This window comes from Allobosea sp. P2_B12, from assembly GCF_056404835.1.
In genome coordinates this window covers 104944-127113 of the sequence record NZ_JBFUDG010000003.1, presented here as the reverse complement: position 1 = coordinate 127113, position 22170 = coordinate 104944, and the positions used below count along the sequence as shown (strand labels likewise).

Annotated in this window: 22 protein-coding genes; 13 read left to right on the top strand and 9 right to left on the bottom strand. The window is 66.4% G+C overall.

Translation table 11 applies throughout. The features are described 5' to 3' along the window. Window positions 1-28 precede the first annotated feature (28 nt). Window positions 29-655 carry a LysE family translocator gene (locus AC1DYU_RS09455; protein ID WP_476791407.1) on the bottom strand — a complete coding sequence of 209 codons (627 nt, stop codon included), beginning with the start codon at window positions 653-655 and terminating at the stop codon, window positions 29-31. 261 nt (window positions 656-916) lie between these two features. On the opposite strand from AC1DYU_RS09455, the gene rpmI reads away from it, so the two are divergent. After that, window positions 917-1117, top strand: a complete 201-nt coding sequence (gene rpmI, locus AC1DYU_RS09450; RefSeq protein WP_054207640.1) for a 50S ribosomal protein L35 — start codon at window positions 917-919, stop codon at window positions 1115-1117. A 28-nt stretch (window positions 1118-1145) separates the two neighbouring features. Further along, entirely contained in the window at window positions 1146-1526 is a 381-nt protein-coding gene (gene rplT / locus AC1DYU_RS09445; protein ID WP_158483823.1) for a 50S ribosomal protein L20, read from the top strand. A gap of 200 nt (window positions 1527-1726) precedes the next feature. Here the strand turns inward: rplT and AC1DYU_RS09440 are convergent, their stop codons facing one another. The 6 genes from AC1DYU_RS09440 to AC1DYU_RS09415 all read right to left on the bottom strand — a co-directional run bounded on the left by AC1DYU_RS09440 (window position 1727) and on the right by AC1DYU_RS09415 (window position 7999). Next, entirely contained in the window at window positions 1727-3328 is a 1602-nt protein-coding gene (locus AC1DYU_RS09440) for a putative bifunctional diguanylate cyclase/phosphodiesterase (protein ID WP_476791406.1), read from the bottom strand. A 14-nt stretch (window positions 3329-3342) separates the two neighbouring features. Beyond that, window positions 3343-5118 carry an ATP-binding protein gene (locus AC1DYU_RS09435; protein ID WP_476791405.1) on the bottom strand — a complete coding sequence of 592 codons (1776 nt, stop codon included), beginning with the start codon at window positions 5116-5118 and terminating at the stop codon, window positions 3343-3345. A gap of 334 nt (window positions 5119-5452) precedes the next feature. Next, on the bottom strand, window positions 5453-6250 hold the full coding sequence (locus tag AC1DYU_RS09430) for an LOG family protein (RefSeq protein WP_158483821.1): 798 nt from the start codon (window positions 6248-6250) through the stop codon (window positions 5453-5455). 33 nt (window positions 6251-6283) lie between these two features. After that, entirely contained in the window at window positions 6284-6904 is a 621-nt protein-coding gene (locus AC1DYU_RS09425) for an SCO family protein (RefSeq protein ID WP_476791404.1), read from the bottom strand. An 8-nt stretch (window positions 6905-6912) separates the two neighbouring features. Next, entirely contained in the window at window positions 6913-7422 is a 510-nt protein-coding gene (locus AC1DYU_RS09420; protein ID WP_476791403.1) for a hypothetical protein, read from the bottom strand. A gap of 136 nt (window positions 7423-7558) precedes the next feature. After that, window positions 7559-7999, bottom strand: coding sequence for a hypothetical protein (locus tag AC1DYU_RS09415; RefSeq protein ID WP_476791402.1), 441 nt, complete (start codon window positions 7997-7999; stop codon window positions 7559-7561). 128 nt (window positions 8000-8127) lie between these two features. Between AC1DYU_RS09415 and pheS the strand changes: the two genes are divergently transcribed. The 7 genes from pheS to AC1DYU_RS09380 all read left to right on the top strand — a co-directional run bounded on the left by pheS (window position 8128) and on the right by AC1DYU_RS09380 (window position 16599). Further along, window positions 8128-9210 (top strand): phenylalanine--tRNA ligase subunit alpha, encoded by a 1083-nt coding sequence (gene pheS, locus AC1DYU_RS09410; protein ID WP_476791401.1) that lies wholly within the window; start codon window positions 8128-8130, stop codon window positions 9208-9210. A 28-nt stretch (window positions 9211-9238) separates the two neighbouring features. After that, the gene (locus AC1DYU_RS09405; protein ID WP_476791400.1) at window positions 9239-10426 is read left to right on the top strand and encodes a ceramide glucosyltransferase; all 1188 of its coding nucleotides are present in this window, start codon (window positions 9239-9241) and stop codon (window positions 10424-10426) included. Continuing rightward, entirely contained in the window at window positions 10423-12846 is a 2424-nt protein-coding gene (gene pheT / locus AC1DYU_RS09400) for a phenylalanine--tRNA ligase subunit beta (RefSeq protein WP_476791399.1), read from the top strand. The genes AC1DYU_RS09405 and pheT overlap by 4 nt, the downstream gene beginning before the upstream one ends. A 218-nt stretch (window positions 12847-13064) precedes the next feature. Beyond that, on the top strand, window positions 13065-13976 hold the full coding sequence (locus tag AC1DYU_RS09395) for an alpha/beta fold hydrolase (RefSeq protein ID WP_476791398.1): 912 nt from the start codon (window positions 13065-13067) through the stop codon (window positions 13974-13976). Then, on the top strand, window positions 13973-15052 hold the full coding sequence (locus AC1DYU_RS09390) for a tartrate dehydrogenase (protein WP_158483814.1): 1080 nt from the start codon (window positions 13973-13975) through the stop codon (window positions 15050-15052). The genes AC1DYU_RS09395 and AC1DYU_RS09390 overlap by 4 nt, the downstream gene beginning before the upstream one ends. 88 nt (window positions 15053-15140) lie before the next feature. Continuing rightward, window positions 15141-15839: a TerC family protein gene (locus AC1DYU_RS09385; protein ID WP_476791397.1), complete on the top strand. Its 699-nt coding sequence runs from the start codon at window positions 15141-15143 to the stop codon at window positions 15837-15839. Window positions 15840-15858: 19 nt separating this feature from the next. Then, a complete protein-coding gene (locus AC1DYU_RS09380; protein WP_158483812.1) occupies window positions 15859-16599 on the top strand; it encodes a TerC family protein in 741 nt (246 codons plus the stop codon). Between the two features lie 9 nt (window positions 16600-16608). On the opposite strand, the gene AC1DYU_RS09375 is transcribed toward AC1DYU_RS09380, so the two are convergent. Beyond that, window positions 16609-17193 carry a 4'-phosphopantetheinyl transferase superfamily protein gene (locus AC1DYU_RS09375; RefSeq protein ID WP_476791396.1) on the bottom strand — a complete coding sequence of 195 codons (585 nt, stop codon included), beginning with the start codon at window positions 17191-17193 and terminating at the stop codon, window positions 16609-16611. A 234-nt stretch (window positions 17194-17427) separates the two neighbouring features. Here AC1DYU_RS09375 and AC1DYU_RS09370 point away from each other — a divergent pair, with 234 nt between their 5' ends. From AC1DYU_RS09370 to AC1DYU_RS09355, 4 genes are all read left to right on the top strand, one after another. After that, complete coding sequence (locus tag AC1DYU_RS09370; protein ID WP_476791395.1) at window positions 17428-18135, top strand: AzlC family ABC transporter permease; 708 nt, start codon at window positions 17428-17430, stop codon at window positions 18133-18135. Continuing rightward, the gene (locus tag AC1DYU_RS09365; RefSeq protein ID WP_476791394.1) at window positions 18122-18439 is read left to right on the top strand and encodes an AzlD family protein; all 318 of its coding nucleotides are present in this window, start codon (window positions 18122-18124) and stop codon (window positions 18437-18439) included. The genes AC1DYU_RS09370 and AC1DYU_RS09365 overlap by 14 nt, the downstream gene beginning before the upstream one ends. A gap of 137 nt (window positions 18440-18576) precedes the next feature. After that, window positions 18577-19443, top strand: coding sequence for a branched-chain amino acid aminotransferase (locus tag AC1DYU_RS09360; protein WP_476791393.1), 867 nt, complete (start codon window positions 18577-18579; stop codon window positions 19441-19443). Between the two features lie 3 nt (window positions 19444-19446). Beyond that, a complete protein-coding gene (locus tag AC1DYU_RS09355) occupies window positions 19447-20427 on the top strand; it encodes an NAD(P)H-dependent flavin oxidoreductase (RefSeq protein ID WP_476791392.1) in 981 nt (326 codons plus the stop codon). Window positions 20428-20497: 70 nt separating this feature from the next. Here AC1DYU_RS09355 and murJ read toward each other — a convergent pair whose 3' ends face one another. After that, entirely contained in the window at window positions 20498-22024 is a 1527-nt protein-coding gene (gene murJ, locus AC1DYU_RS09350; protein ID WP_476791391.1) for a murein biosynthesis integral membrane protein MurJ, read from the bottom strand. Between the last annotated feature and the right edge of the window lie 146 nt (window positions 22025-22170).

Sequence of the window (22170 nt, the reverse complement as noted above, 5' to 3'; positions counted from 1 at the left end):
GGGCCTCGAGCGTTGCCTTGTCGCGGGTTCAGCCGAAGACGGCCAGCCGCAGGCCAAGCCCAATCAAGACGATGCCCATGACGACATCCAGCCCCGATTTGGCCCCGACATAGGCCCGGCTTACCGCAGGCACGGTGAAGAACAGCGTCACCGCGATCCACCACGCCGCCGAGACCGCGACGACGACGGCGACGGCCGCCCAAAACAGCCAGCTTGGTGCGCCGGCCGGGATCATCACGCCGAACAGACTGGCGTAATAGGCGACGACCTTTGGATTGGTGATGTTGGTGATGAAGCCGGCGCGGATCGCCTCCAGCCCCGATACCGGCTCCGACGCCGCATGGGCGGCGGCCGGGCCCTTGTCGCGGATGATCGCGATCAGGAGCTTCGCCCCGAGATAGATCAGATAGGCGGCGCCGGCGATCTGCAGGCCACGATAGGCGAGCGGGAAGCTTGCCAGCAGGGTTCCGAGGCCGGCGGCAGCGGCGATCGCCCATGTCACGGTCGCCAGCACCACGCCGAGGGTCAGTAGCAGCCCGGCGCGGCGATCGCCTTTGACCGCATAGCTCATGACGACCGCGAAGGTGGGGCCGGGGCTTGCGATGGCGAGCGCATGGATCGCCGCGATGCCCGCCAGAATGGCGACCTGATTCATGAACGGCTTCCCCCCGTTGTATGTTATCTCATGGACCTGTGGCGGCGTCATCAGGGCCGGGCACGCGACGCTGCCTCACTGCTACCGTCTTCCCTGGACGGTCTGAGGCACAGCGTCCCTTGCCACCCCCGTCCTTTTCTGTCATACGCGCGGCCTTCGATCGCCCGGCTGATAAGGGCTGCCGTGGCGATCGATCTTTGCTTCCAGCAAGCAAACATGAAGCGGCGCCGTTTGCGCGCTCGCGACCTATGAGGAGCGAAAATGCCCAAGATCAAGACGAAGTCGAGCGCCAAGAAGCGCTTCAAGATCACCGGAACCGGGAAAGTGCTCTACGCGCAGGCCGGCAAGCGTCACGGGATGATCAAGCGGACCAACAAGCAGCTCCGCAATCACCGCGGCACCACCACCCTGTTCGAGGGTGATGCGGCCAACGTGAAGAAGTATTTCCTCCCCAACGGCTGACGCCCCCTAACCTTTCCGGAGATCAAACATGGCTCGCGTGAAACGGGGCGTAACGTCCCATGCCAAGCACAAGAAGACACTCAAGGCCGCCAAGGGCTTCTATGGCCGCCGCAAGAATACGATCCGCGCCGCCAAGGCGGCCGTCGATCGCTCGATGCAGTACGCCTATCGCGACCGCAAGAACCGGAAGCGCTCGTTCCGCGCGCTCTGGATCCAGCGCCTGAACGCTGCGGTGCGCGAGCACGGCCTGGTCTACTCGATGTTCATCAACGGCCTGCACAAGGCCGGCATCGAACTCGACCGCAAGACCCTCTCGGCGATGGCAATCGACGAGCCCGCCTCGTTCACCGCGGTGGTCGAGATGGTCAAGGCCGCGCTCGGCTCCGAGGCGGAAGCCAAGGCTGCCTGAGCTTAGGGCTCTAAAGATATGAAAAAGGCCGGCAGCGATGCCGGCCTTTTTCTTGTCGTGAACATCCGCGCTGCCGTTCCAAGGCGGCCTTCTCCCTCGTTCCCGAGATCACGTGCGACGGCAGCCGCCAGCCGCTCCAACCACACGCGCCACCTCTTCAAGGCGGCAGAATATCGGGACGATGAAATTCAAGATGCTCGTCAGCCGACGGCGCGAAACAAGGGCATGCGCGAGGGAATGGAAGGCTGCCGGAGGGATAGGTCGGGAACTCTGACCGCTAATTCATCGAGGAACATGGGTTTCGCGAAATAATAGCCCTGCGCGAGTCGGATGCGAGTCGCAGCCTGGAGGTACAGGAGTTCCTCAACGGATTCGACGCCTTCGACGATGATCGACATATCCAACGCCTCGGCCAGCGACTCGATCGTCTTGAGGATGCTCTGGCTGCGCGGGCGCTGGTGGATCGCGGTGATGAAGGAACGATCTACCTTGATCTCGTCGGCCGTGATGTCGGCCAGGGCCGACAGCGACGAATAGCCAACGCCGAAGTCGTCGATCGAAACGCGCGCTCCCACCTCGCGGATCATCGGAAGGACCTGCGTCTGGAAGCGGCTCTTCGATAGAAAAGCCTCCTCGGTCAGTTCGATCATGAAGCGTCGGGCAAAGCCGGTGGCCTCAATGGCATCGACCAGCGAGCGCATGAACAGGGGCTCGTCCGCCTGCCGCGCGGCGACATTGAGGCTGATGGTCGAGGTCGCGCCGAACGCATCGTTGATGCGGTCGATCGCGCCTGTGGCCTCTGCAAGGACGAGATGCGTGATCTCGTCCATGAGGCCCAATTCCACGGCCAGATTGACGAAGTCGCCGGGCGGCTGGATTGCGCCTTCCTCGTCCACCCAACGCAGCAGCACCTCGACGCCGACGACGTCGTTCGTGCGGAAATCGACCTTCGGCTGATAGGCGCAGCGCAGGCGCCGGTCCCGCACGGCCAGCCGAAGTCGCTGCTCGACCTTCATGCGTTCGCTTGCGGCGTGATCGACGCCAGGGCTGTAGAACTGCACGCTGCCCTTGGTGGTGCCCTTGATGCGGTACATCGCGCGATCGGCGTTCGTGCAGAGCGCGTCATAGGAGCGGCCATCGGCCGGGTAGAGGCTGACGCCCACCGAGGCGGAGATGAAGATCTCGCTGCCGTCGATGAAGTAGGGCTCCTTCAGCCTGGACAGGAAATGCTCGACCCTGGCGGCGACCTCTTCCACCGGCCCGGCCGGCGAGAGCAGCAGCACGAACTCGTCGCCCCCGACGCGCGCCAGCAGATCGACGGGGCGCAGTTCGCCGCCGAGGCGCTGGGCGATCTTGACCAGTAGCGCGTCGCCGACGGCATGCCCGTAATAGTCGTTGATGTTCTTGAAGCCGTCGAGATCGAGAAAGGCGAGAGCGAAAGTCGTCTCGGAGCCCGATTCGATCAGCGCCGCCACGCTGCGCTCGAGCAAACCGCGGTTGGGCAGGCCGGTCAGACCGTCGAAATAAGCCCGCCGGAACAGATCGTCTTCCAAGGCGCGTTGTTCGGCAACGTCGAGAGTCAGACGGATCTGATGCGGCACGCCGCCGATGGAAAGCGATAATTGCTGTTCGCTGATGGCATCGTCGGATCCCGCGGCGCCGCGCTGGCCGCAAGTCGAGAGAGCGTGCGCCATTGCCTGACGGTTCGCATAGATCGGCATGTCCTGGCTTGAAGCGGCGATTCCGATCGGAATGCCGTCGAGGACTTCCAGCAGCGTCTCAAAGTCGATCGATGTGGTCATCTGCGATGCCGCGGCTATCGCTTGAGTATCTGCTGGCGAGCGTTTTCGAGCAGGCGCGAAACGCCGGAGCCCGGCGTTTCGTCGGAGGTCTCGGTCGCCGGCGGCTCCCGGACGAGAGCGACTCCCGGCTCATCGTCCTTCACTGTTCCGCGCCACCGCGCCACGACGCTCGTGATGAACTCGCGCTGCGACGCCATCTGAGCGTCAGCGAGCGAGGAAGCGGTCGACTCGCTACGCGGCACTGCGGCCTCCTCCAGCCGGCGGAACGTCAGGCGGGCCGGCATCGGCATGCCCTCTCCGAAGCCGACGACCTCGCCGGTGCCGAGCGAGGGAACGAAATCGAGCAGGTTCGCTCCGGCATCGGCGACGGCCGAGCGCAGCAGCGCCTGGTCGTGGTCGTTGGCCATCCGCATCGCCAGCAGGGTGGAACATTGCGAGATGATGGTGGCATCGAGCTCGGCCGGCCGCTGGGTGACGAGACCGAGGAAGACGCCATATTTGCGGCCTTCCTTGGCGATGCGGGCCAAAGCGCGGCGGGTTGGGCCAAATCCGAGGCTGTGATCGGCCGCGGCGTAGCGATGCGCTTCCTCGCAGACGAAGAGCAGCGGCATCGCGCCGTCGCTCCAGAGACCGAAATCGAAGGCAAGCCGGCACAGAACGCAGACCACCGCATCGACGACTTCCACGGGCAGGCCCGCGAGCTGCATCACGGTGATGGGCTTGCCGTCAGGCTCCAGCCTGAAAAGATGAGTGAGCAGGCCAACCATCGTATCGCCGCCGACGCTGGCATTCTCGAACATGAAGGCGTAGCGCGGATCGTTCTTGATGGTCTCGATCCGCGTCATCAGCCGATGATAGTTCATGCGCGAGGAGCGGTTCTCGAGCTTGCCCATGCGATCATCGATAAGCGTCAGCAGATCCTGCAGCAGATAGGGAACCGGCGTGTCGACGGTATAGCCGGTCAGCTTGGGATTGCCGCGTTTGAAGCCGAGCCGGTCGCTGGCCGACTTGTACTGCAGATAGGTGCTCTTCGCGATCGGGATGAGCTCGGACAGGATCTCCAGTTCTTCGGCGACGGCCGGGCGGCCGCCATAGATGACGTCGGTCAGTTCTTCGAAGCTGAAGAGCCAGAAAGGCAGTTTCAGATTGCGAGGGTTGATGACATTGGCCCGTTCGCCGAAACAGCGGCCATACTCGTTGTGACCATCGAGCAGGAAGATCCGCACATCAGGTCGCGCATCGAGGATTTCCTGAAGGATGACGGTGACGCCGCTGGACTTGCCGACGCCGGTGGAGCCCAGAATCGCAAAGTGCTTGGAAATCAGGTTATCGACGTCCATGCGGGCCGCGATGGAACTGTCGTGGTTGAGATGACCGATATTGATCGTGCGTTGGCCGGCCGGGGTGTAGATCAGTCGCAGATGTTCGCGGCTGATGAGATAGGCCGCATCGCCGATGGCCGGGTAGTCGGAAACACCGCGGCGGAATGACTGAGAGGCGCCGGTATCCCCGACGATTTCGCCCATCAACGCGATCTGCGCCACCGCACGGTGCTCTCCGGCGGCCTCGTTGGCGGACCGCTGCGTCGAGACCTCGGTGATCATCCCGATCAGGGACTTGGGGCCTGCTTCGATGGCCAGGAACCGACCTACGGTTGCCCTCGCGCCGCCATGGGGCCAGGTCGCAGGCAGGTCGACATGCGCCTCGGAACCGCGCACGGAAAGCACATGGCCGATGGGGCCGGTCTCGTCGGACCCCGGTTTTGTGTGGGCGTTGCTGAACTGGTTCAAGAGAAGACCTCTTTGGGCAGAAAGCAGCCCGCGCCGGAACTGAGCATCAAAGGGCTTTCGAAGAGGTTGACCCGATCGCTGCAAAGCGGGGCGGATTGGCGTTGGAGTTTCCGCCCCCTTAACGTGCCCCGCCGCCACCGATGGTCCCGCAGGCTGCTCGATCGGCGCAACGACCTGGATTCGCGTGTTGAGAAGTGGAAATCCGGATCCAGTTCAGCGGCAGAGAGTTGGCGCCAGGTCTATGGCTCACCCGAACGTCTCATCCCTTCTTGTCGCCCTGTTCGCGGAACCGAGACCGCCCGGCCAACTGCGGCAGCGCCTCTCGACCCAGGCCTCACGTCTGCACGCTGTCCTCCGTCGCCGGCCGCCAATTGTCTCCCGCTCCCTCGACGATGCGGGCATAGGCCTCCTCGGCTGAATCCGCGTAGCAGAACAGGGCGAGATCCTCGGCCCGGATCATGCCGGCATCGGCCATCACGTCGAGGTTCAGCAGCGCCTTCCAGTAGCGGCTGTCATAGAGCACGATCGGGATCGGGCGCATCTTGCCGGTCTGCACCAGCGTGATGATCTCGAAAAGTTCATCGAGCGTGCCGAAGCCGCCGGGGAAGACCACCAGCGCCGAGGCCCGCATCGCCAGATGCATCTTGCGCATAGCGAAATAATGGAAGCGGAAGGTCAAATCCGGCGTCGACCAGGCATTGGGCTCCTGCTCATGCGGCAAGGTGATGTTGAAGCCGATCGAGAGCGCGCCTGCCTCGGTGGCGCCGCGATTGGCTGCCTCCATGATGCCCGGCCCGCCGCCGGTGGCGATGACATGGTCGCGCCCGAGATCGCCGACCGACAGCGCGCCGCCACGCTCGGAGGCGAGCCTGCCGAAGGCGCGCGCCGCCTCGTACCAGGGCTCGCCCTCGCGCACCCGCGCCGAGCCGAAGACGACGATGGTCGAGAGGATGCCGCGCGCCCTTAAGTGGTCCTCGGCCTTCTGGTATTCGAGCATGAAGCGCGCGCCGCGCGTCGAATCGCCGAGCAGGAAATCGGGGTCGAGCGCCGCCAGGCGATAGGAGGGCGAGTTCTTCTGCGCGCTGCTGTCGGGCTTCGTGGCGGTATCAGGCTTGGTGGCGCTGTCAGGCATGATGCGAATCCGTTCCGGCGATGCGCGGCCAGCTTACGCCAGATAGGAGCGCAGCACCGCCGCCATGCGCTGCGCCCCGGTGTTGTGCGGCAGCAGGGTCAGGAAACGGCCCCGGCGATCCATCAGATAGGTCAGCGAGCCATGGTCGACCGCGTATTCGCCTTGGCCATGATGAGGCTGCGTCAGCTTGCGGCGATGGACCTTGTAGGCTTTCGCCGCAGCCGCGATGTCAGCTTCGCTGCCGGTCAGCCCGACCAGCGCCGGATGGAAGGCGGCGACATAGGCCGCCAGCACCGGCGGTGTGTCGAAAGCCGGATCGACCGTGATGAAGAGCGGAACGACGCGCTCCGCCAGGGGGGCGAGCGCGTCGAGCGTCTGGGCGATGGTCGGCAGGTCGATCGGGCAGGTGTCGGTGCAGCGCGTGAAGCCGAAATAGACCAGCATGAAGCGGCCGCGATAGGCTTCGTCGCTGACGGCCTTGCCTGTATGGTCGGTCAGCGAGAACGGTCCGCCGAAGCGCCCGGCGAGAGGATCGGGCGTCGCTGAGGCGGCACTGCCATGGACATGCCCGCCCTGGCTCTGCGCTTGCGCGGAGGCGACGGCGAAACCGGCAAGCCCGGCCAGGAACGACCGACGCGCGACGACCCCCGGCATACCTGGCCTCAAGGCTTCGGCTTGGGCACGAGGCCCTTGATGCCGAGGGGGCCGTCTTCCGCGATGATGCGATTGGCCTGCGGGTCGGCGCGCCACCATTCCTCGGCCTTGCCGTTGCGCGCCTCCCATTCCGCCTTGAAGCGCTCGGCCGGAACGAAGGGTTCGGCGTTGCCCTCGGTGCGGACGCCCTGGACGAAGAACAGGGTAATGGCCGGGTTCTCGATCAGAAGCCCGTCGGCCTCGATCGCCTTGCCGCAGAAGCCGATCAGATCGGGGATCGCGGCGGCGAAATCGACATTGCCCTTGGCGATCAGCCGGAACGTGCCGTCGGCGAGGACGAGGCCGAGTTGGCGCTTGCCGGCACCGCAATCGGGCGCGCAGCGCCCTTTCAGATGGCACAGCGCATCGACGAGCCGGCCCTTCAGCACGAGCGGCTTCTCATGCGGGATGCCCCAGGGCTCGGCTGCGGGAGCGGCAACGGGCACAAGGACCGCCAGTGTTCCGATGCCAAACCCCAAAGCCCTCATCCTGAGGAGCCGCGCAGCGGCGTCTCGAAGGATGCTCCAGATAGTTCGGGAGCCTTCTGGAGCATCCTTCGAGACGCGCTCCTCTGGAGCGCTCCTCAGGATGAGGGCTGGAGAGACATTCATCGCCTCAGTTCCCGAACGGCTGGATGCCGTATTCGTCATGGGTCATCGTGATGATGCCCTTGTCGTCGGCGATCTTGTCGACCAGCAGGTATTTCACCCCGTCGCGCTCAAGCAGCTCACCATCGACGGTGACCTCATGCGTCGCCATGCGCGCGATGCGGGGATTGGCGACGCTGTCCTCGTCGTCGCCGATCCTGAGGATGAGGTAGAGGTCGCCCCTGGCATCGCGGATGCTGACCGGAATGCCGCCGAGCGCGCACCAGACCGCGCATTGATGGTGCGCCGTGCCCTTGGCGAACATCAGCCCGCTGATCGAGCACCAGGTGTCGCTGATCTCGCCGGTGACGCTGACGCGCCGGCCGTCCTGCGCCACCGACGACGAGGCCGCGAGAACGGAGAGCAGCGCTGCCGCCGCGAGGCTTCGCCAATGCGACATCGTTGTCATGCAATTGCGGCCATCATGGCGAAAAGCTCCGGATTGACCGTCGCGGCGCTGCTTTGCCGGCGTGATTGCCTCTAGCATCGACGCTGGCGACACCCTAGAAGATGCCTCGCAAACGGACCAGAGCAGGTATGAACGAGATCGATCACTTGGGCGCGAGCCTTCTTGCCGACGTCGCCAGCGCGCAGGACGAAGCGGCGCTGGAGCAGGTCAGGATCGCCGCCCTGGGCAAGGCCGGCTCGATCTCGGCCCTGCTCAAGACGCTGGGCGCGATGACGCCCGACGAGCGCAAGGAAAAGGGCCCGCTGATCAACGGCCTGCGCGACAGCGTCCAGACCGCGCTGACCGCGCGCAAGGAAGCGCTGGCCGAGGCCGTGCTCGAGGCGCGTCTGTCCTCCGAGCGCATCGACGTCTCGCTGCCGGTGCAGGAGGGGCCCGAGGCGCGCGGCCGCATCCATCCGATCAGCCAGGTTATCGACGAGATCACCGCGATCTTCGGCGATATGGGCTTCGCTGTGGCCGAGGGGCCGGATGTCGAGACCGACGACCTCAACTTCACCAAGCTGAATTTCCCGGTCGGCCACCCCGCCCGCGAGATGCACGACACCTTCTTCTTCCACCCGGACTCCAACGGCGAGCGCAAGCTTTTGCGCACCCACACCTCGCCGGTTCAGGTCCGCACCATGCTGGCGCAGGAGCCGCCGATCCGCGTGATCTGCCCCGGCCGCACCTACCGGATGGATTCCGACCAGACCCACACCCCGATGTTCCATCAGGTCGAGGGCCTCGTCATCGACAAAAAGGCCCATATGGGCCACCTCAAATGGATCCTGGAGGAGTTCTGCAAGGCGTTCTTCGAGATCGACACGGTCAAGATGCGCTTCCGGCCGTCCTTCTTCCCCTTCACCGAGCCTTCGGTCGAGGTCGATATCCAGTGCTCACGCAAGGGCGGCGAGATCCGCTTCGGCGAGGGCGAGGACTGGCTTGAAATCCTCGGCTGCGGCATGGTTCATCCGAACGTGCTGAGGAATTGCGGGCTCGACCCGGAGGTCTATCAGGGCTTCGCCTGGGGCATGGGCATCGACCGCATCGCCATGCTGAAATACGGCATGCCGGATCTGCGCCCGTTCTTCGAGGCCGATGTGCGCTGGCTCGCGCATTACGGCTTCCGCCCGCTCGACCTGCCGACCCTGACGGGCGGGCTGTCGTCGTGAGCGCTGCGGTGGTCCAAGGGTGGGCGCGATGACCCCGGCGGGATGGGCGGGGCTGTTCGCGGCGCTGCTCGTCGCGACGAACCTTTTGTGCCAGGCGATCGCCTTTGTGCGCCTGCGTCGGAAGGATCGGCGTACGGCCTTGCTCGCGGCCCTGCCGCCGGTGACGATCGTGCGCCCCCTGCGCGGCATCGAGGCTTTCAGCCGCGAGACGGCGATCTCGGGGCTGGAACTCGATTATCCCGACTATGTCACGATCTTCGCCGTGGCCGATGCCGATGATCCGGTCGTGCCGCTGATCGAGGAGCTGATCGGGATCTATGGCGAGGCGCGCGCGCGCCTGATCACCGGCGATGTCGCGGTCAGCGCCAATCCCAAGCTCAACAACTGCGTCAAGGGCTGGGAAGCGGCGACGACCGACTGGGTCATCCTGGCCGATTCCAACGTGCTGATGCCGAAGGACTATATCCAGCGCATGCTGGCCTCATGGCGCGACGACACCGGGCTGGTCTGCTCGACGCCGGTCGGCTCGCGGCCCTACGGCTTCTGGTCCGAGCTGGAATGCGCCTTCCTCAACACCTTCCAGGCGCGCTGGCAATATGCCGGCGAGGCCTGCGGCTTCGGTTTCGCGCAGGGCAAGTCGATGCTCTGGAGCAAGCCCTTGCTCGAGGCGAATGGCGGCATCGCGATCCTCGGCGAGGAGATCGCCGAGGATGCGGCGGCGACGAAGCTGGTCCGCCGCGCCGGCAAGCATGTCCATCTCGTCGGACAGCCCTTCGAGCAGCCGCTGGGCAAGCGCAGCCTGCACGACGTCGTGCAGCGACAGTTCCGCTGGGCCAGGCTGCGGCGCGTCACCTTCCTGCCCTTCTTCCTGCCCGAGATCCTGTCGGGCCCGCTGCTGCCCGTGCTGCTGCTAGCATTTGCTTTGCCGGCCTTCGGCCATTCCGCCTGGCTCGCGCCGCTGCTCGTGCTGATGCCCTGGTATGCCGCCGAACTGGCGCTGGCCAAGGGCGTCGGCTGGTATTCCTCCTGGCGCATGCCGCTGGCGCTGCTGCTGCGCGACATCATCTTCCCCGGCGTCTGGGCCTATGCCTTCGTCGCCGGCGAGGTGAGCTGGCGCGGCAATTCCATGAAGATCAAGACGGATGGGGAGGACGAGCTGAATGCGGCCTCGGCCCCGATGTCCCACGCGAATTTGAGAAGTGACGGACGATCATGAAGTTCACGCTGTCCTGGTTGAAGGACCATCTCGACACGACCGATTCCGTCGATGCGATCAGCGAGGCCCTGACCCGGGTCGGGCTCGAGGTCGAGGGCGTCGAGGACAAGGCCAAGGCGCTGTCGGCCTTCACCATCGCCTATGTCATCGAGGCCAAGCAGCATCCCAATGCCGACCGCCTGCGCGTCTGCATGGTCGATACCGGCACGGGCGAGCCCGTGCAGGTCGTTTGCGGCGCGCCCAATGCCCGCACCGGCATGAAGAGCGTTTTCTCCCCGCCCGGCACCTATATCCCCGGCAAGGACATCACGCTCGGCAAGGGCGTCATCCGCGGCGTCGAATCCAACGGCATGCTCTGCTCGGCGGCGGAACTGCAGCTCTCCGAGGATCATGACGGCATCATCGATCTCCCCGAGGATGCGCCCGTCGGTCAGCCCTATGCGGCCTATGCCGGCCTGAGCGACCCGGTGATCGAGATCGCGGTCACGCCCAACCGCGCCGATGCGCTCGGCATCGCCGGCATTGCCCGCGACCTTGTCGCCGCGGGCCTCGGCAAGCCCACGACACCGGCCGTCCAGTCGGTTCGCGGCACGTTTCCTTGCCCGGTTGGCGTCAAGCTGGAGCTGGCCCCGGAAGACAAGGCGCTCTGCCCGGCCTTCGCCCTGCGTCTCGTGCGCGGCGTCAAGAACGGCCCGTCGCCCGATTGGCTTCAGGCCCGCCTGCGTGCGGTCGGCCTGCGCCCGATCAACGCGCTGGTCGACATCACCAATTTCATGACGCTCGACCGCAACCGGCCGCTGCACGTCTTCGATGCCGCCAAGGTCAAGGGCGACCTCGTCGTCCGCCGCGCGCTCGACGGCGAGACGATTCTGGCGCTCGACGGCAAGACCTACACACTGACCGACGAGCAGATCGTGATCGCCGACGACGCGGGCGTCGAATCGCTCGCCGGCATCATGGGCGGGCAGGCCAGCGGCTGCGACGAGGGCACCACCGATGTGCTGGTCGAAAGCGCGCTGTGGGACCCGCTTAATGTCGCCCGCTCGGGCCGCGCGCTCGGCATCAACTCGGATGCGCGCTACCGCTTCGAGCGCGGCGTCGATCCCGATTTCTGCCGGCCCGGCCTCGACCTCGCCACCACAATGATTATGGAGCTTTGCGGCGGCGAGGCCTCCGAGATGGTCTTCGCGGGCGAACTGCCCGAGAGCGGCGGCGCGATCGATTTCCCATGGTCGGAGGTCAAGCGCCTGACCGGCCTCGAGCTTGGCCAGGTCGAGATGAAAGTCGCGCTGACCTCGCTTGGCTTCCACGTTTCCGGCGCAGGCGACCGCGTCAAGGTCGCAGCGCCGTCCTGGCGCGCCGATGTCGGCGGCAAGGCCGATCTGGTCGAGGAGATCCTCCGCATCGCCGGGCTCGACCGCGTCGCTTCCGTGCCGCTGCCGCGCATCAAGGGCGAGGTCATCAAGCCGGTCCTGACCGTGCTGCAGAAGCGGACGCGGGCCTCCAAGCGCCTGCTGGCCAGCCGCGGCATGGTCGAGGCCGTGACCTGGTCCTTCATCTCGCATGATCAGGCGAAGCTCTTCGGTGGCGGCGCGCGCTCGCTCACGCTGGCCAACCCGATCGCGGCCGACCTCTCCGACATGCGGCCCTCGCTGCTGCCGGGGCTGATCCGCGCCTCGCAGGCCAATGCCGATCGCGGCCTTGGCGATGTCGCGCTGTTCGAGGTCGGGCAGGTCTTCCAGAGCGACGAGCCGGAAGGCCAACTCATCGCCGCGACCGGCCTGCGTCGCGGCACCGCGCGCCTCGAAGGCGCCGGGCGCCATTGGGACGGTGCCGCCAAGCCGGTCGATGCCTTCGACGCCAAGGCCGATGTCATGGGCCTGCTGGCGGGCTTGGGCGTGCCGGTCGGCGGCTTGCAGATCGTCGCGGGCGGGCCGGACTGGGCTCATCCCGGCCGCTCCGCCACCTTGCGCTTCGGCCCCAAGGGCGTCATCGGCGCTTTTGGGGAGGTCCACCCCCGCGTGCTCAAGGCGCTCGACGTCAAGGGACCGCTGGTCGCCTTCGAGATCCATCTCGATGCGCTGCCGCTGCCGAAATACAAGCCGACCAAGGTCAAGCCGAAGCTCAGCCTCTCGGGCTTCCAGCCGGTGACCCGCGACTTCGCCTTCATCGTCGACAAGGCGACCGCCGCCGGCGAAATGGTCAAATCGGCGCAGAATGCCGACCGCGCGCTGATCTCCGACGTCTCGGTCTTCGATCTCTATGAGGGCGCCGGCGTCGAGACCGGCAAGAAGTCGGTCGCGCTCGCGGTCACGCTCCAGCCGGTCGAGAAGACGTTGACGGAAGCCGAGATCGAGGCGGTCGGCGCGAAGATCGTGGCCGAGATGGCCAAGCGCTACGGGGCGGCGCTGCGGGGGTAGGGCAATTCGTCATGGTCGGGCTTGTCCCGACCATCCACGTCTTCCTTCGTCGGGGGCGGTGTTCAAGACGTGGATGCTCGCCACAAGGGCGAGCATGACGGGCGGGCGGGGCCGGCGAGACCTCACCACCATTGATCAGGATTGTGTAATAATCGGCGCGCGCAATCGTTGAGCAATCAAGCTAATTGGCTATGGCAATGTTGCAATAAAGCGCACGAATGTCCGTCACCGATCTGACTGTCACCGACAGCCTCTTTCCAGGCTTCCGCCTCCTCGACGTCGCGACGTCGGGCGCGCGGATTCGCGTGCGGACGGGCGGGCAGGGGCCGGCGTTGCTGCTGCTGCACGGCTATCCGCAGACGCATGTGCTCTGGCACAAGCTCGCCGAGCGCCTGAAGGGCCGCTTCACGCTCGTCTGCGCCGATCTGCGCGGCTATGGCGACAGCGACAAGCCTCTGAGCGACGCCGCGCATTCCCCCTATTCGAAGCGCGCCATGGCGCTCGACATGGTCCAGGTGATGAGCGCTCTTGGCCACGAGCAGTTCATGGTCGGCGCGCATGACCGCGGCGCCCGCGTCGCCCATCGCCTGGCGCTCGACCATGCCGACCGGGTGACAAGGCTCGCCACGCTCGACATCGCGCCGACCCGCGAAATGTATGCCGGCACCACCGATGCCTTTGCGCGGGCCTACTGGCACTGGTTCTTCCTGATCCAGCCGGCGCCGTTCCCGGAGAAGCTGATCGGCGCCGATCCGGAGGCTTATTGGCGCAAGAAATGTGGTTCGGGTTCGGCCGGCCTGACGCCCTTCACGCCGGAGGCGCTTGCCGAATATCTGCGCTGCTTTGCCGATCCGGGGACGATCCATGGCAGTTGCGAGGATTACCGCGCTGCCGCCACCATCGACATCCGCCATGACGACGAGGATGGCGAACGCAAGCTGGCCCAACCGCTGCTGGCGCTCTGGGGTGGCAATGGCATCATCGGCAAATGCTTCGATCCGCTGGCGCTGTGGCGGCAGCGCGCGGAGAATGTGCAAGGCCGCAGCCTGCCCGGCGGGCATTATCTGGCCGAGGAGATCCCCGATCTCGTCGCTGCCGAATTCACGGCCTTCTTTGGAGACACGCCATGACCCGCACCAACCGCGTCTACCGTATCGCCGCCATTGCCGGCGACGGCATCGGCAAGGAGGTCATGCCCGAGGGCCTGCGCGTGCTGGAGGCGGCTTCCAAAAAATACGGCTTCGAACTGCGCCTCGACGAGTTCGATTTCTCGTCCTGCGACTATTACGCCAAGCACGGCAAGATGCTCCCCGACGACTGGAAGGAGCAGATCGGCGGCCATGACGCGCTCTTCTTCGGCGCAGTCGGCATGCCCCAGCAGGTGCCCGACCACATCTCGCTCTGGGGCTCGCTGCTGCTGTTCCGGCGCGAATTCGACCAGTATGTGAACCTGCGCCCGGTCCGGCTGATGCCCGGCGTGCCTGGCCCGCTCGTCGGACGCAAGCCCGGCGACATCGACTTCTTCGTCGTGCGCGAGAACACCGAGGGCGAGTACTCCTCGGTCGGCGGCCGGATGTATGCAGGTACCGAGCGCGAGATCGTCATGCAGGAGACGGTGATGAGCCGTGTCGGTGTCGACCGCGTGCTGAAATACGCCTTCGAGCTCGCCATGCGCCGCCCGCGCAAGAAGCTGACCTCGGCGACCAAGTCGAACGGCATCGCGATCACGATGCCCTACTGGGACGAGCGGGTGAAGGAGATGGCCAAGAACTATCCCGACGTTACCGTCGACCAATACCATATCGACATCCTGACCGCGCATTTCGTGTTGAATCCGGACCGTTTCGACGTGGTCGTGGCCTCGAACCTGTTCGGCGACATCCTCTCGGATCTAGGCCCGGCCTGCACCGGCACGATCGGCATCGCGCCATCCGGAAACATCAACCCGACCGGCGAGTTCCCGTCGCTGTTCGAGCCGGTTCACGGCTCGGCGCCCGACATCTACGGGCAGGGCATCGCCAACCCGATCGGCCAGATCTGGTCGGCGGCGATGATGCTCGACCATCTCGGCGAGACGGAAGCCGCCAAGGGCATCGAGGCCGCGATCGAGCGGGCGCTGGGCGATGCCCGCACCCGCACCCGCGATCTCGGCGGCACGCTCGGGACGGAGGCCGCCGGCAAGGCGGTCGAACAGGCTCTGGGCTGAGGCGGCTGCGCCGGTCCAGCAGGACAAGCGCGGCAGGATTGGCTAGATACCGGTCTACTACGACAAGAAGGGGCTGAGCTTTATGGATATGTCCTCGATCGCGTTTCTCGATCCTGCCCTGTGGGGCAAGCTGGTCGAGATCATCGCGCTCAACATCGTGCTGTCGGGAGACAACGCGGTGGTGATCGCGCTGGCCTGCCGCGCGCTTGCGCCCGATCAGCGGGTGAAGGGCATCGCGCTCGGTGCCGGCGTCGCGGTCGTCCTGCGCGTCGTCTTCACGGTGCTGATCGCCTCGCTCCTGAACATGCCGTTCCTGCATATCGTCGGTGCCGTGCTCCTGGTCTGGATCGCGGTCAAGCTGATCGTCGAGGATGGCGAGAGCGACGAGGATTCGATCACCGCCAGCAGCAAGCTCTGGAAGGCCGTCCAGACGGTCGCCATCGCCGACATCGTCATGAGCCTGGACAATGTGCTGGCGATCGCCGCCGTCGCAAAGGACTCGATTCCCTTGCTGGTCGCGGGCCTCGTCATCTCGATCCCGCTGATCGTCCTCGGCGCCTCGCTGATCACCAGCCTTTTGACCCGCTTCCCGGTCCTGGTCTGGGCGGGCGCTGCCCTGCTCGGTTGGGTCGCGGGCGAGATGTTCGACAGCGACCCCTGGCTCATCACCCGCTTCGGTGCCGAGACGCTCCACCGCCTCGAATACCCCGCGGCCCTGCTCGGCGCACTTCTCGTGCTCGGCCTCGGCTATCTCCTGAAAAACCGCCGGCCAGATCCGGCCCTCTGACAAAGGGACTGACCGACCTATGGACTTCTCATCCTCCCAATTCTGGGTCTCTTTGCTCCAGATCATCTGGATCGACCTGCTGCTGTCAGGCGACAATGCGGTGGTGATCGCGCTCGCCTGCCGGCAGCTGCCTGAAAACCAGCGCAAGGTCGGCATCTGGCTCGGCGCCTCGGCGGCTATCGGCCTGCGAATCATCTTCGCGCTGGTCGTGACCTATCTGCTGCTGGTGCCCTATCTGAAGATCATCGGCGGCCTGCTGCTGTTCTGGATTGCGGTCAAGCTCGCCATGGGCGAGGACGAATCGCATGCCGAGATCGATGGCGGCTCCACGCTCTGGCAGGCGGTGCGCACCATCGCCATCGCCGACGCCGTGATGAGCCTCGACAACGTCATCGCGATCGCGGCTGCCTCGCGCGGACACCCCGAACTCTTCATCTTCGGCCTGCTGCTCTCGATCCCGCTGATCATCATGGGCGCGCAGTTCCTGACCGCGATCATCACCAAGTACCCGATCCTGATCTGGCTCGGCGCGGCCCTGCTCGGCTGGATCGCGGCCGAAATGATCCTGGGCGACATCGCCGTGCTGCAATGGCTCCATGTCAACATGCCGACCTGGGTCAAGACGGTGTCGACCGATGTCAGCGCCATCGGCATCGGGCTGGCTTCGTGGCCCCACTATGTCAGTTCGACCATCGGAGCGGTGCTGGTCTGCGCCGTCGCCTATGCCCTCAAGAGGAAGCCGGTCGACCAGCCGGGCTGAGCGCCGGTTTCAGTCGAGCACCACCATCGCGGCGGCCAGGATCTCCTGGCCGCCGTTTTCAATGGTGCGGCTCATTCCTTCGTGAGCGATGGCACGCAAGGAGTCGGAGACCTCGAACCGGTCCGCCGACAGGAGCGTGACGGCGAAGCTGTCCGGCGCGCGGGTGAAGCCCGTGCCGAGCGCCTTCACATAGGCCTCCTTGGCGGCCCAGAGCCGCGCGAAGGCGAGCGGGCGTTCATCCTCGCGCAATCCGCGCAGCATCGCCGCTTCCTGCTGATGGAGAGCCGCGAAAGGCGGCGTCGCGGTTGCATCCACGCGCTCGACATCGATGCCGACGGGCCGCCGCGCCTGCGCCACCGCGACCAGTCCGGAGCGCGTCGCCAGCGACAGATGCAGCCCCGTGCCATGCGGCCCCGTGAGCAGGGGACGCCCCTTCGCGTCGTGCCCGATCGTGACGGCGCCGAAGGGCATGCCGAGCTGCCTCGCGATGATCTGCCGCGCGGTGTCGCGACGCAGCTGCGAGCGCTCCGTCAGATTGCCGGGCAGCGCCCCGGTCGCGATCAGCCAGGCTGCCGGCAGCGTGGCGGCGGTCATGTCGATGGAATCCAGCCAGATCATCGCGGCAGGTTAGAGCAGTCGCCCCGGTCCCGTAACCATTGCCGCCAACTCCTGGCACCGTCCTGTGTCAGGGGCATGCGCCCCTTCCGCGCCGAGCCGTTGACCTCGCGCCGGCTTCGGACTTGGAAGGGTGGTGTCTCGCGCGCAATGCCGATGAGGCGACTTCGCGCTTCGAAGCCGGATTGACGGCCGCAAGGGAGGGCCGAACCGATGGACAATGCTGCAGTTCCGGTCTCCGGCGCGGGCATGCTGCTGGGCATCCGCAAGGTCTCGGTGCTGATCCCTGGCATCATCGTCTTCGCCGTCGCCTTCGGCGCTGCCGCTTCGGCCAAGGGCATGAGTCTGATCGAGGCGATGCTGATGAGCGCGCTGGTTTATGGCGGCGTCTCCCAGCTCGTGGCGATGGAGCTCTGGCGGCCGGAATGGAGCTGGGGCGCGATCATCGGGCTCGCAGTCGTGACCGCCACGGTCAATGCCCGGATGATCCTGCAGGGCGCCTCGCTGCAACCCTGGTTCGCGCCCTATTCGAAGACGCTGAACGCCTGGCACCTGTTCTTCTTCACCGATGCCAACTGGCTGATCGGCACGCGCTATTACGCGGAAGGCGGCCGTGATCTCGGCGTGCTCATCGGGGCCGGCCTCGTGCTCTGGATGGTCTGGATCCTGTTCACCGGACTCGGCCATCTGCTCGGCGCGCTGGTCTCCGATCCGCGCGCCTACGGCATCGACCTGGTCATGCCGATCTTCTTCGCTGCGATGATCGTGCCGCTCTGGCGCGGAAAGCGGGCGGCCGTGCCCTGGGTGGTTGCCGGCATCGTCGCGCTGGTCACGGCCAAGCTGGTCGACGGCTACGCCTTCATCATCGTCGGCTCGCTCTCGGGCGCGCTCGTGGGAGCGTTTGCCGATGACGCTGCCTGATCCCGGCGCCTGGGGACCGATCCTCGCCATCCTCGCCATGGCGGTCGCCACCTATCTCTGCCGCATCTCCGGCGTGGTCCTTATGGGCTTCATCCCGCTGACGCCGCATGTCCGGCGCGGGCTCGCGGCGCTGCCCGGCTCGATCATCGCAGCCACGGTGCTGCCGCTGATCGAGCGGCTCGGGCTGGCGGCGGCGGTCGCCCTGCTCGCCGCCGTCGGCAGCATGGTGCTGCGGCGCAGCGAGCTCCTCGCCCTACTCGTCGGCATGGGTGTGATCGCCGGCCTGCGCGCGCTGGGGTTCTGATCCGTCACCTGATCCATCACCCCTCGCGATCGCTTCCATCACATCCCGTCATCGGGTTGTGCAGGCCTGCATGTTGACGCAGGTCCGTGCGCGGCAGACGGTGGCCGCCATCAACGACCGGCAGATCGGAGCACGGAATGGCCTGGTACTCGCAGACATGGACCTGGTTCGAGGGGGAGTGGCACGAGGGCAATCCGCCGATCATGGGCCCGCGCAGCCATGCGACCTGGCAGGGCTCCTCGGTCTTCGACGGCGCCCGCTATTTCGACGGCGTCGCGCCTGACCTCGATCTCCACGCCGCCCGCGTCAACCGCTCCGCCGTGGCGCTCGGGTTGAAGCCGACGCAGTCGACCGAGGAGATCATCGCGAGGGCGCGCGAGGGCATCAAGAAGTTCAGCGGCGACGTCGCGCTCTACATCAAGCCGATGTACTGGGCCGAGGCGGACGGCGTCTCGACCATCATCGCCGACGAGGACTCGACACAATACTGCCTGTGCCTGTTCGAGGCGCCGATGGGCGCTCCCGGCGCCGGGCTTTCGGTGACGCAGGGCGCCTTCCGCCGCCCCTCGATCGAGACCGCCCCGACCGACGCCAAGGCCGGTTGCCTCTACCCCAACAATGCCCGCACCTTGAAGGCCGCCAAGGCGGCCGGCTTCGACAATGCGCTGGTGCTCGACATGCTCGGTAACGTGGCGGAGACCGCGACCTCAAATATCTTCCTCGCCAAGGATGGCATCGTGAAGACGCCGGTTCCCAACGGCACCTTCCTGAACGGTATCACCCGCCAGCGCGTCATCGGCCTGCTGCGGCAGGGCGGCGTCACGGTCGAGGAGGTGAGCCTGCGCTACAGCGATTTCGAGCAGGCCGACGAGATCTTCTCCTCGGGCAACTACTCCAAGGTCGTGCCGGTGGGACGCATCGACGATCGCCAGCTCCAGCCCGGCCCGCTCTACCGCAAGGCGCGCGAACTCTACATGGACTTCGCCAACACCAAGACCGCCTGAGCCATGGCCGGCCTCGTGACCCGTCTGACGCGGGGGCTCGGCATCGAGCACCCTGTCCTGTCGGCGCCGATGGCGCTGGCGGCCGGTGGCGCGCTCGCTGCGGCCGTGACGCGGGCCGGGGGGCTGGGCCTGATCGGCGGCGGCTATGGCGACGCGGCCTGGCTCGAGACGCAATTCGGCCAGGCCGGCAACACCCGCATCGGCTGCGGCTTCATCACCTGGTCGATGGCGAAGCAGCCAGATCTGCTGACCGACGCGCTGGCACACCGTCCGGCCGCGCTGATGCTGTCCTTCGGCGATCCGCAGCCCTTCGCCGCCGAGATCGCGGCAGCCGATGTGCCGCTGATCTGCCAGTGCCAGTCGCTCGACCATGTCAGGCAGGCGCTGGATGCGGGCGCTGGGATCATCGTCGCGCAGGGGGGCGAGGCCGGGGGCCACGGCCACCGTCGCGCGACGCTGCCCTTCGTACCCGAGGTCGCCGACCTGCTCGCCCGCCAGAGCCCCGAGACGCTGCTGCTGGCAGCGGGCGGCATCGCCGACGGGCGCGGGCTCGCCGCCTCGCTGATGCTCGGAGCCGACGGCGTGCTGGTCGGCACCCGCTTCTGGGCGAGCCGCGAGGCGCTGGTCCATGCCGGCCACCATGCGGCAGCTCTCGCCGCGACCGGCGACGGCACGGTGCGCACCTCGCTGCCCGATATCGCGCGCCGGCTCGACTGGCCGAAACCCTTCGACATCCGCGTCGCCGCCAACGCCTTCACGATGCGTTGGGCCGGCCGCGACGACGAGCTTAGAGCCGATATCGAGCAGCAGGCGCTCGCCTATCGAGAAGCCTTCATGGCAGGCGATGCCGACAACGCCGCCGCGATCGTCGGCGAGGCGGTGGGTCTGGTGGCGGATGTCCCGCCAGCCGGCGAGATCGTCACGCGCATGGTCGAGGAGGCCGCGATGCTGCTCGGCGAAAAGGCGAGGGGCTTCGTCGCCTGAACGCTTGGAGCGTTTTCAAGCGAAGTGGATACGGGTTCGCGTGAAGAAAACGCGACGATGCAAAAATGCTCTAGCGCAGCATCCGCAGCGTTCCAGAGGCCTTCAATCCGCCGACGACCACGACACTGTAGAGCCCTCCCGCGATCATGCCGATGACGGCGAGTGCGGCCAGCCGCGGCTCGTAAGGAAAGCTCCCCATCGCCGCGAGCAGGAGCGGCGTGGCGACACGCGCCACGATGCCGGCGAGGACGGCGGCGCAGAGCGTCACGACCACCAGTGTCGCCAAACGCGGCTCCGGACGCGCCCAGCCACGCTTGACGCCGAGCACGAACAGCGCGCCGAGATTGATCCAGGCTCCCGCAGCCGTCGCCAATGCCAGGCCCGGCGCTCCGAAATCGCGCCATAACAGCAGCTTCAGCGCGACATTGGCGCCGATGGCGGCCAGCGAGACCAGCATCGGCGTCGTGGTGTCGCCGCGCGCCTGGAAGGTCGAAAGCTGCGTCCGGATCAGCACGATCGCCGGCAGGCCGGCCGCATAAGCGAACAGCACCGCGCCCGCCGCCTGGCTCGCAGCAGCATCGAAGCGCCCGCGCTCGAACAGCGCCGAGACGATCAGTTCGGGAATCGCGAGGAAGGCGGCGGCAAAAGGCGCAGCCGCGACGATCGTCAGCGCCACCGCCCGGTTCTGGGCCTTGTCCGAGCCCGCTTCGTTGCCGGCCGCCAGCAGGCGGCTCATCGTCGGCAGCAAGACGGTGCCGACGCCGATCGCGATCACGCCGATCGGGAGTTGATAGAGCCGCTCGGCATAATAAAGCGAGGCATAGGCGCCAGCCGGCAGAAGCGAGGCGATGATGGTGTCGGCGAACAGCGCGATCTGCACGCCGGCCGAGCCGATCACGGCCGGGCCGAAGGCCTTGAAGAAGCTCCTGACATCGGCATCGAGGCGCGGGCGCGTCAGCGCGGCCGCGACGCCGGCGCGCCGTGCCGCGATGGCAACAAGCAGCCATTCGAGCACGCCCGCCGCAGCCATCCCCCAGGCCGCCGCATAGGCGGCGTTCGGGAACAGGAAAGCCACCGCCAAAGCCGCGATCAGGCAGATGTTCATCAGGATCGGCGCCGCGGCTGCTGCCGCATAGCGGTCGACCGCGTTGAGATTGGCCGAGAGCAGCGTCACCAGCGTGATGAAGAGCAGATAGGGAAAGGTGATCCGGGTCAGCGCGACAGCGAGATCGAAGCGCTGCGGATCGTTGGCGAAGCCCGGCGCCAGCAGCCGCACGATCTCGGGCATCAGCGGCAGGGCGATCGCGACCAGCACGAGCTGCACGATCAGGTTCAGGCTGAAGACGCGGTTCGAGAACAGCGCGGCGGCTGCCTCGCCGCCCTGCTGCCGGATGCGCGCATAGGCCGGGATATAGGCCTGGTTGACGGCACCTTCTCCGAAGATGGCGCGGAAATGGTTCGGCAGCCGCAGCGCCACCGAAAACGCATCCATCATCGCGCCGGCGCCGAGCACGGCGGCGAGAACGATGTCCCGCGCGAAGCCGGAAAGGCGCGATAGAAGAGTGAAGCCGCCGACGGAGAGGATTTTGCGAAGCATCTGGGCGTGACGACTTTTCTCACAGCCAGCACGCGGTCATCCTGGGCGGAGCGAAGCTGAGACCCGGGATCCATGCCTGAGCCTGACGCGGAGACGCTCCGGAATGGATCCCGGATCGGCGCGGCTTCGCCGCTTGTCCGGGATGA

Bases quoted from the DNA above. Each gene is read 5' to 3' on its own strand.
- AC1DYU_RS09365 (WP_476791394.1), top strand. From the start codon at position 18,122: ATGACGCTGCCTGATCCCGGCGCCTGGGGACCGATCCTCGCCATCCTC.
- AC1DYU_RS09370 (WP_476791395.1), top strand. From the start codon at position 17,428: ATGGACAATGCTGCAGTTCCGGTCTCCGGCGCGGGCATGCTGCTGGGC.
- AC1DYU_RS09430 (WP_158483821.1), bottom strand. From the start codon at position 6,250: ATGCCTGACAGCGCCACCAAGCCTGATACCGCCACGAAGCCCGACAGC.
- AC1DYU_RS09455 (WP_476791407.1), bottom strand. From the start codon at position 655: ATGAATCAGGTCGCCATTCTGGCGGGCATCGCGGCGATCCATGCGCTC.
- murJ (WP_476791391.1), bottom strand. From the start codon at position 22,024: ATGCTTCGCAAAATCCTCTCCGTCGGCGGCTTCACTCTTCTATCGCGC.
- AC1DYU_RS09425 (WP_476791404.1), bottom strand. From the start codon at position 6,904: ATGCCGGGGGTCGTCGCGCGTCGGTCGTTCCTGGCCGGGCTTGCCGGT.
- AC1DYU_RS09380 (WP_158483812.1), top strand. From the start codon at position 15,859: ATGGACTTCTCATCCTCCCAATTCTGGGTCTCTTTGCTCCAGATCATC.
- AC1DYU_RS09415 (WP_476791402.1), bottom strand. From the start codon at position 7,999: ATGACAACGATGTCGCATTGGCGAAGCCTCGCGGCGGCAGCGCTGCTC.
- AC1DYU_RS09405 (WP_476791400.1), top strand. From the start codon at position 9,239: ATGACCCCGGCGGGATGGGCGGGGCTGTTCGCGGCGCTGCTCGTCGCG.
- pheT (WP_476791399.1), top strand. From the start codon at position 10,423: ATGAAGTTCACGCTGTCCTGGTTGAAGGACCATCTCGACACGACCGAT.
- AC1DYU_RS09390 (WP_158483814.1), top strand. From the start codon at position 13,973: ATGACCCGCACCAACCGCGTCTACCGTATCGCCGCCATTGCCGGCGAC.
- AC1DYU_RS09440 (WP_476791406.1), bottom strand. From the start codon at position 3,328: ATGACCACATCGATCGACTTTGAGACGCTGCTGGAAGTCCTCGACGGC.
- AC1DYU_RS09355 (WP_476791392.1), top strand. From the start codon at position 19,447: ATGGCCGGCCTCGTGACCCGTCTGACGCGGGGGCTCGGCATCGAGCAC.
- AC1DYU_RS09375 (WP_476791396.1), bottom strand. From the start codon at position 17,193: ATGACCGCCGCCACGCTGCCGGCAGCCTGGCTGATCGCGACCGGGGCG.
- pheS (WP_476791401.1), top strand. From the start codon at position 8,128: ATGAACGAGATCGATCACTTGGGCGCGAGCCTTCTTGCCGACGTCGCC.
- rplT (WP_158483823.1), top strand. From the start codon at position 1,146: ATGGCTCGCGTGAAACGGGGCGTAACGTCCCATGCCAAGCACAAGAAG.
- AC1DYU_RS09395 (WP_476791398.1), top strand. From the start codon at position 13,065: ATGTCCGTCACCGATCTGACTGTCACCGACAGCCTCTTTCCAGGCTTC.
- rpmI (WP_054207640.1), top strand. From the start codon at position 917: ATGCCCAAGATCAAGACGAAGTCGAGCGCCAAGAAGCGCTTCAAGATC.
- AC1DYU_RS09360 (WP_476791393.1), top strand. From the start codon at position 18,577: ATGGCCTGGTACTCGCAGACATGGACCTGGTTCGAGGGGGAGTGGCAC.
- AC1DYU_RS09385 (WP_476791397.1), top strand. From the start codon at position 15,141: ATGTCCTCGATCGCGTTTCTCGATCCTGCCCTGTGGGGCAAGCTGGTC.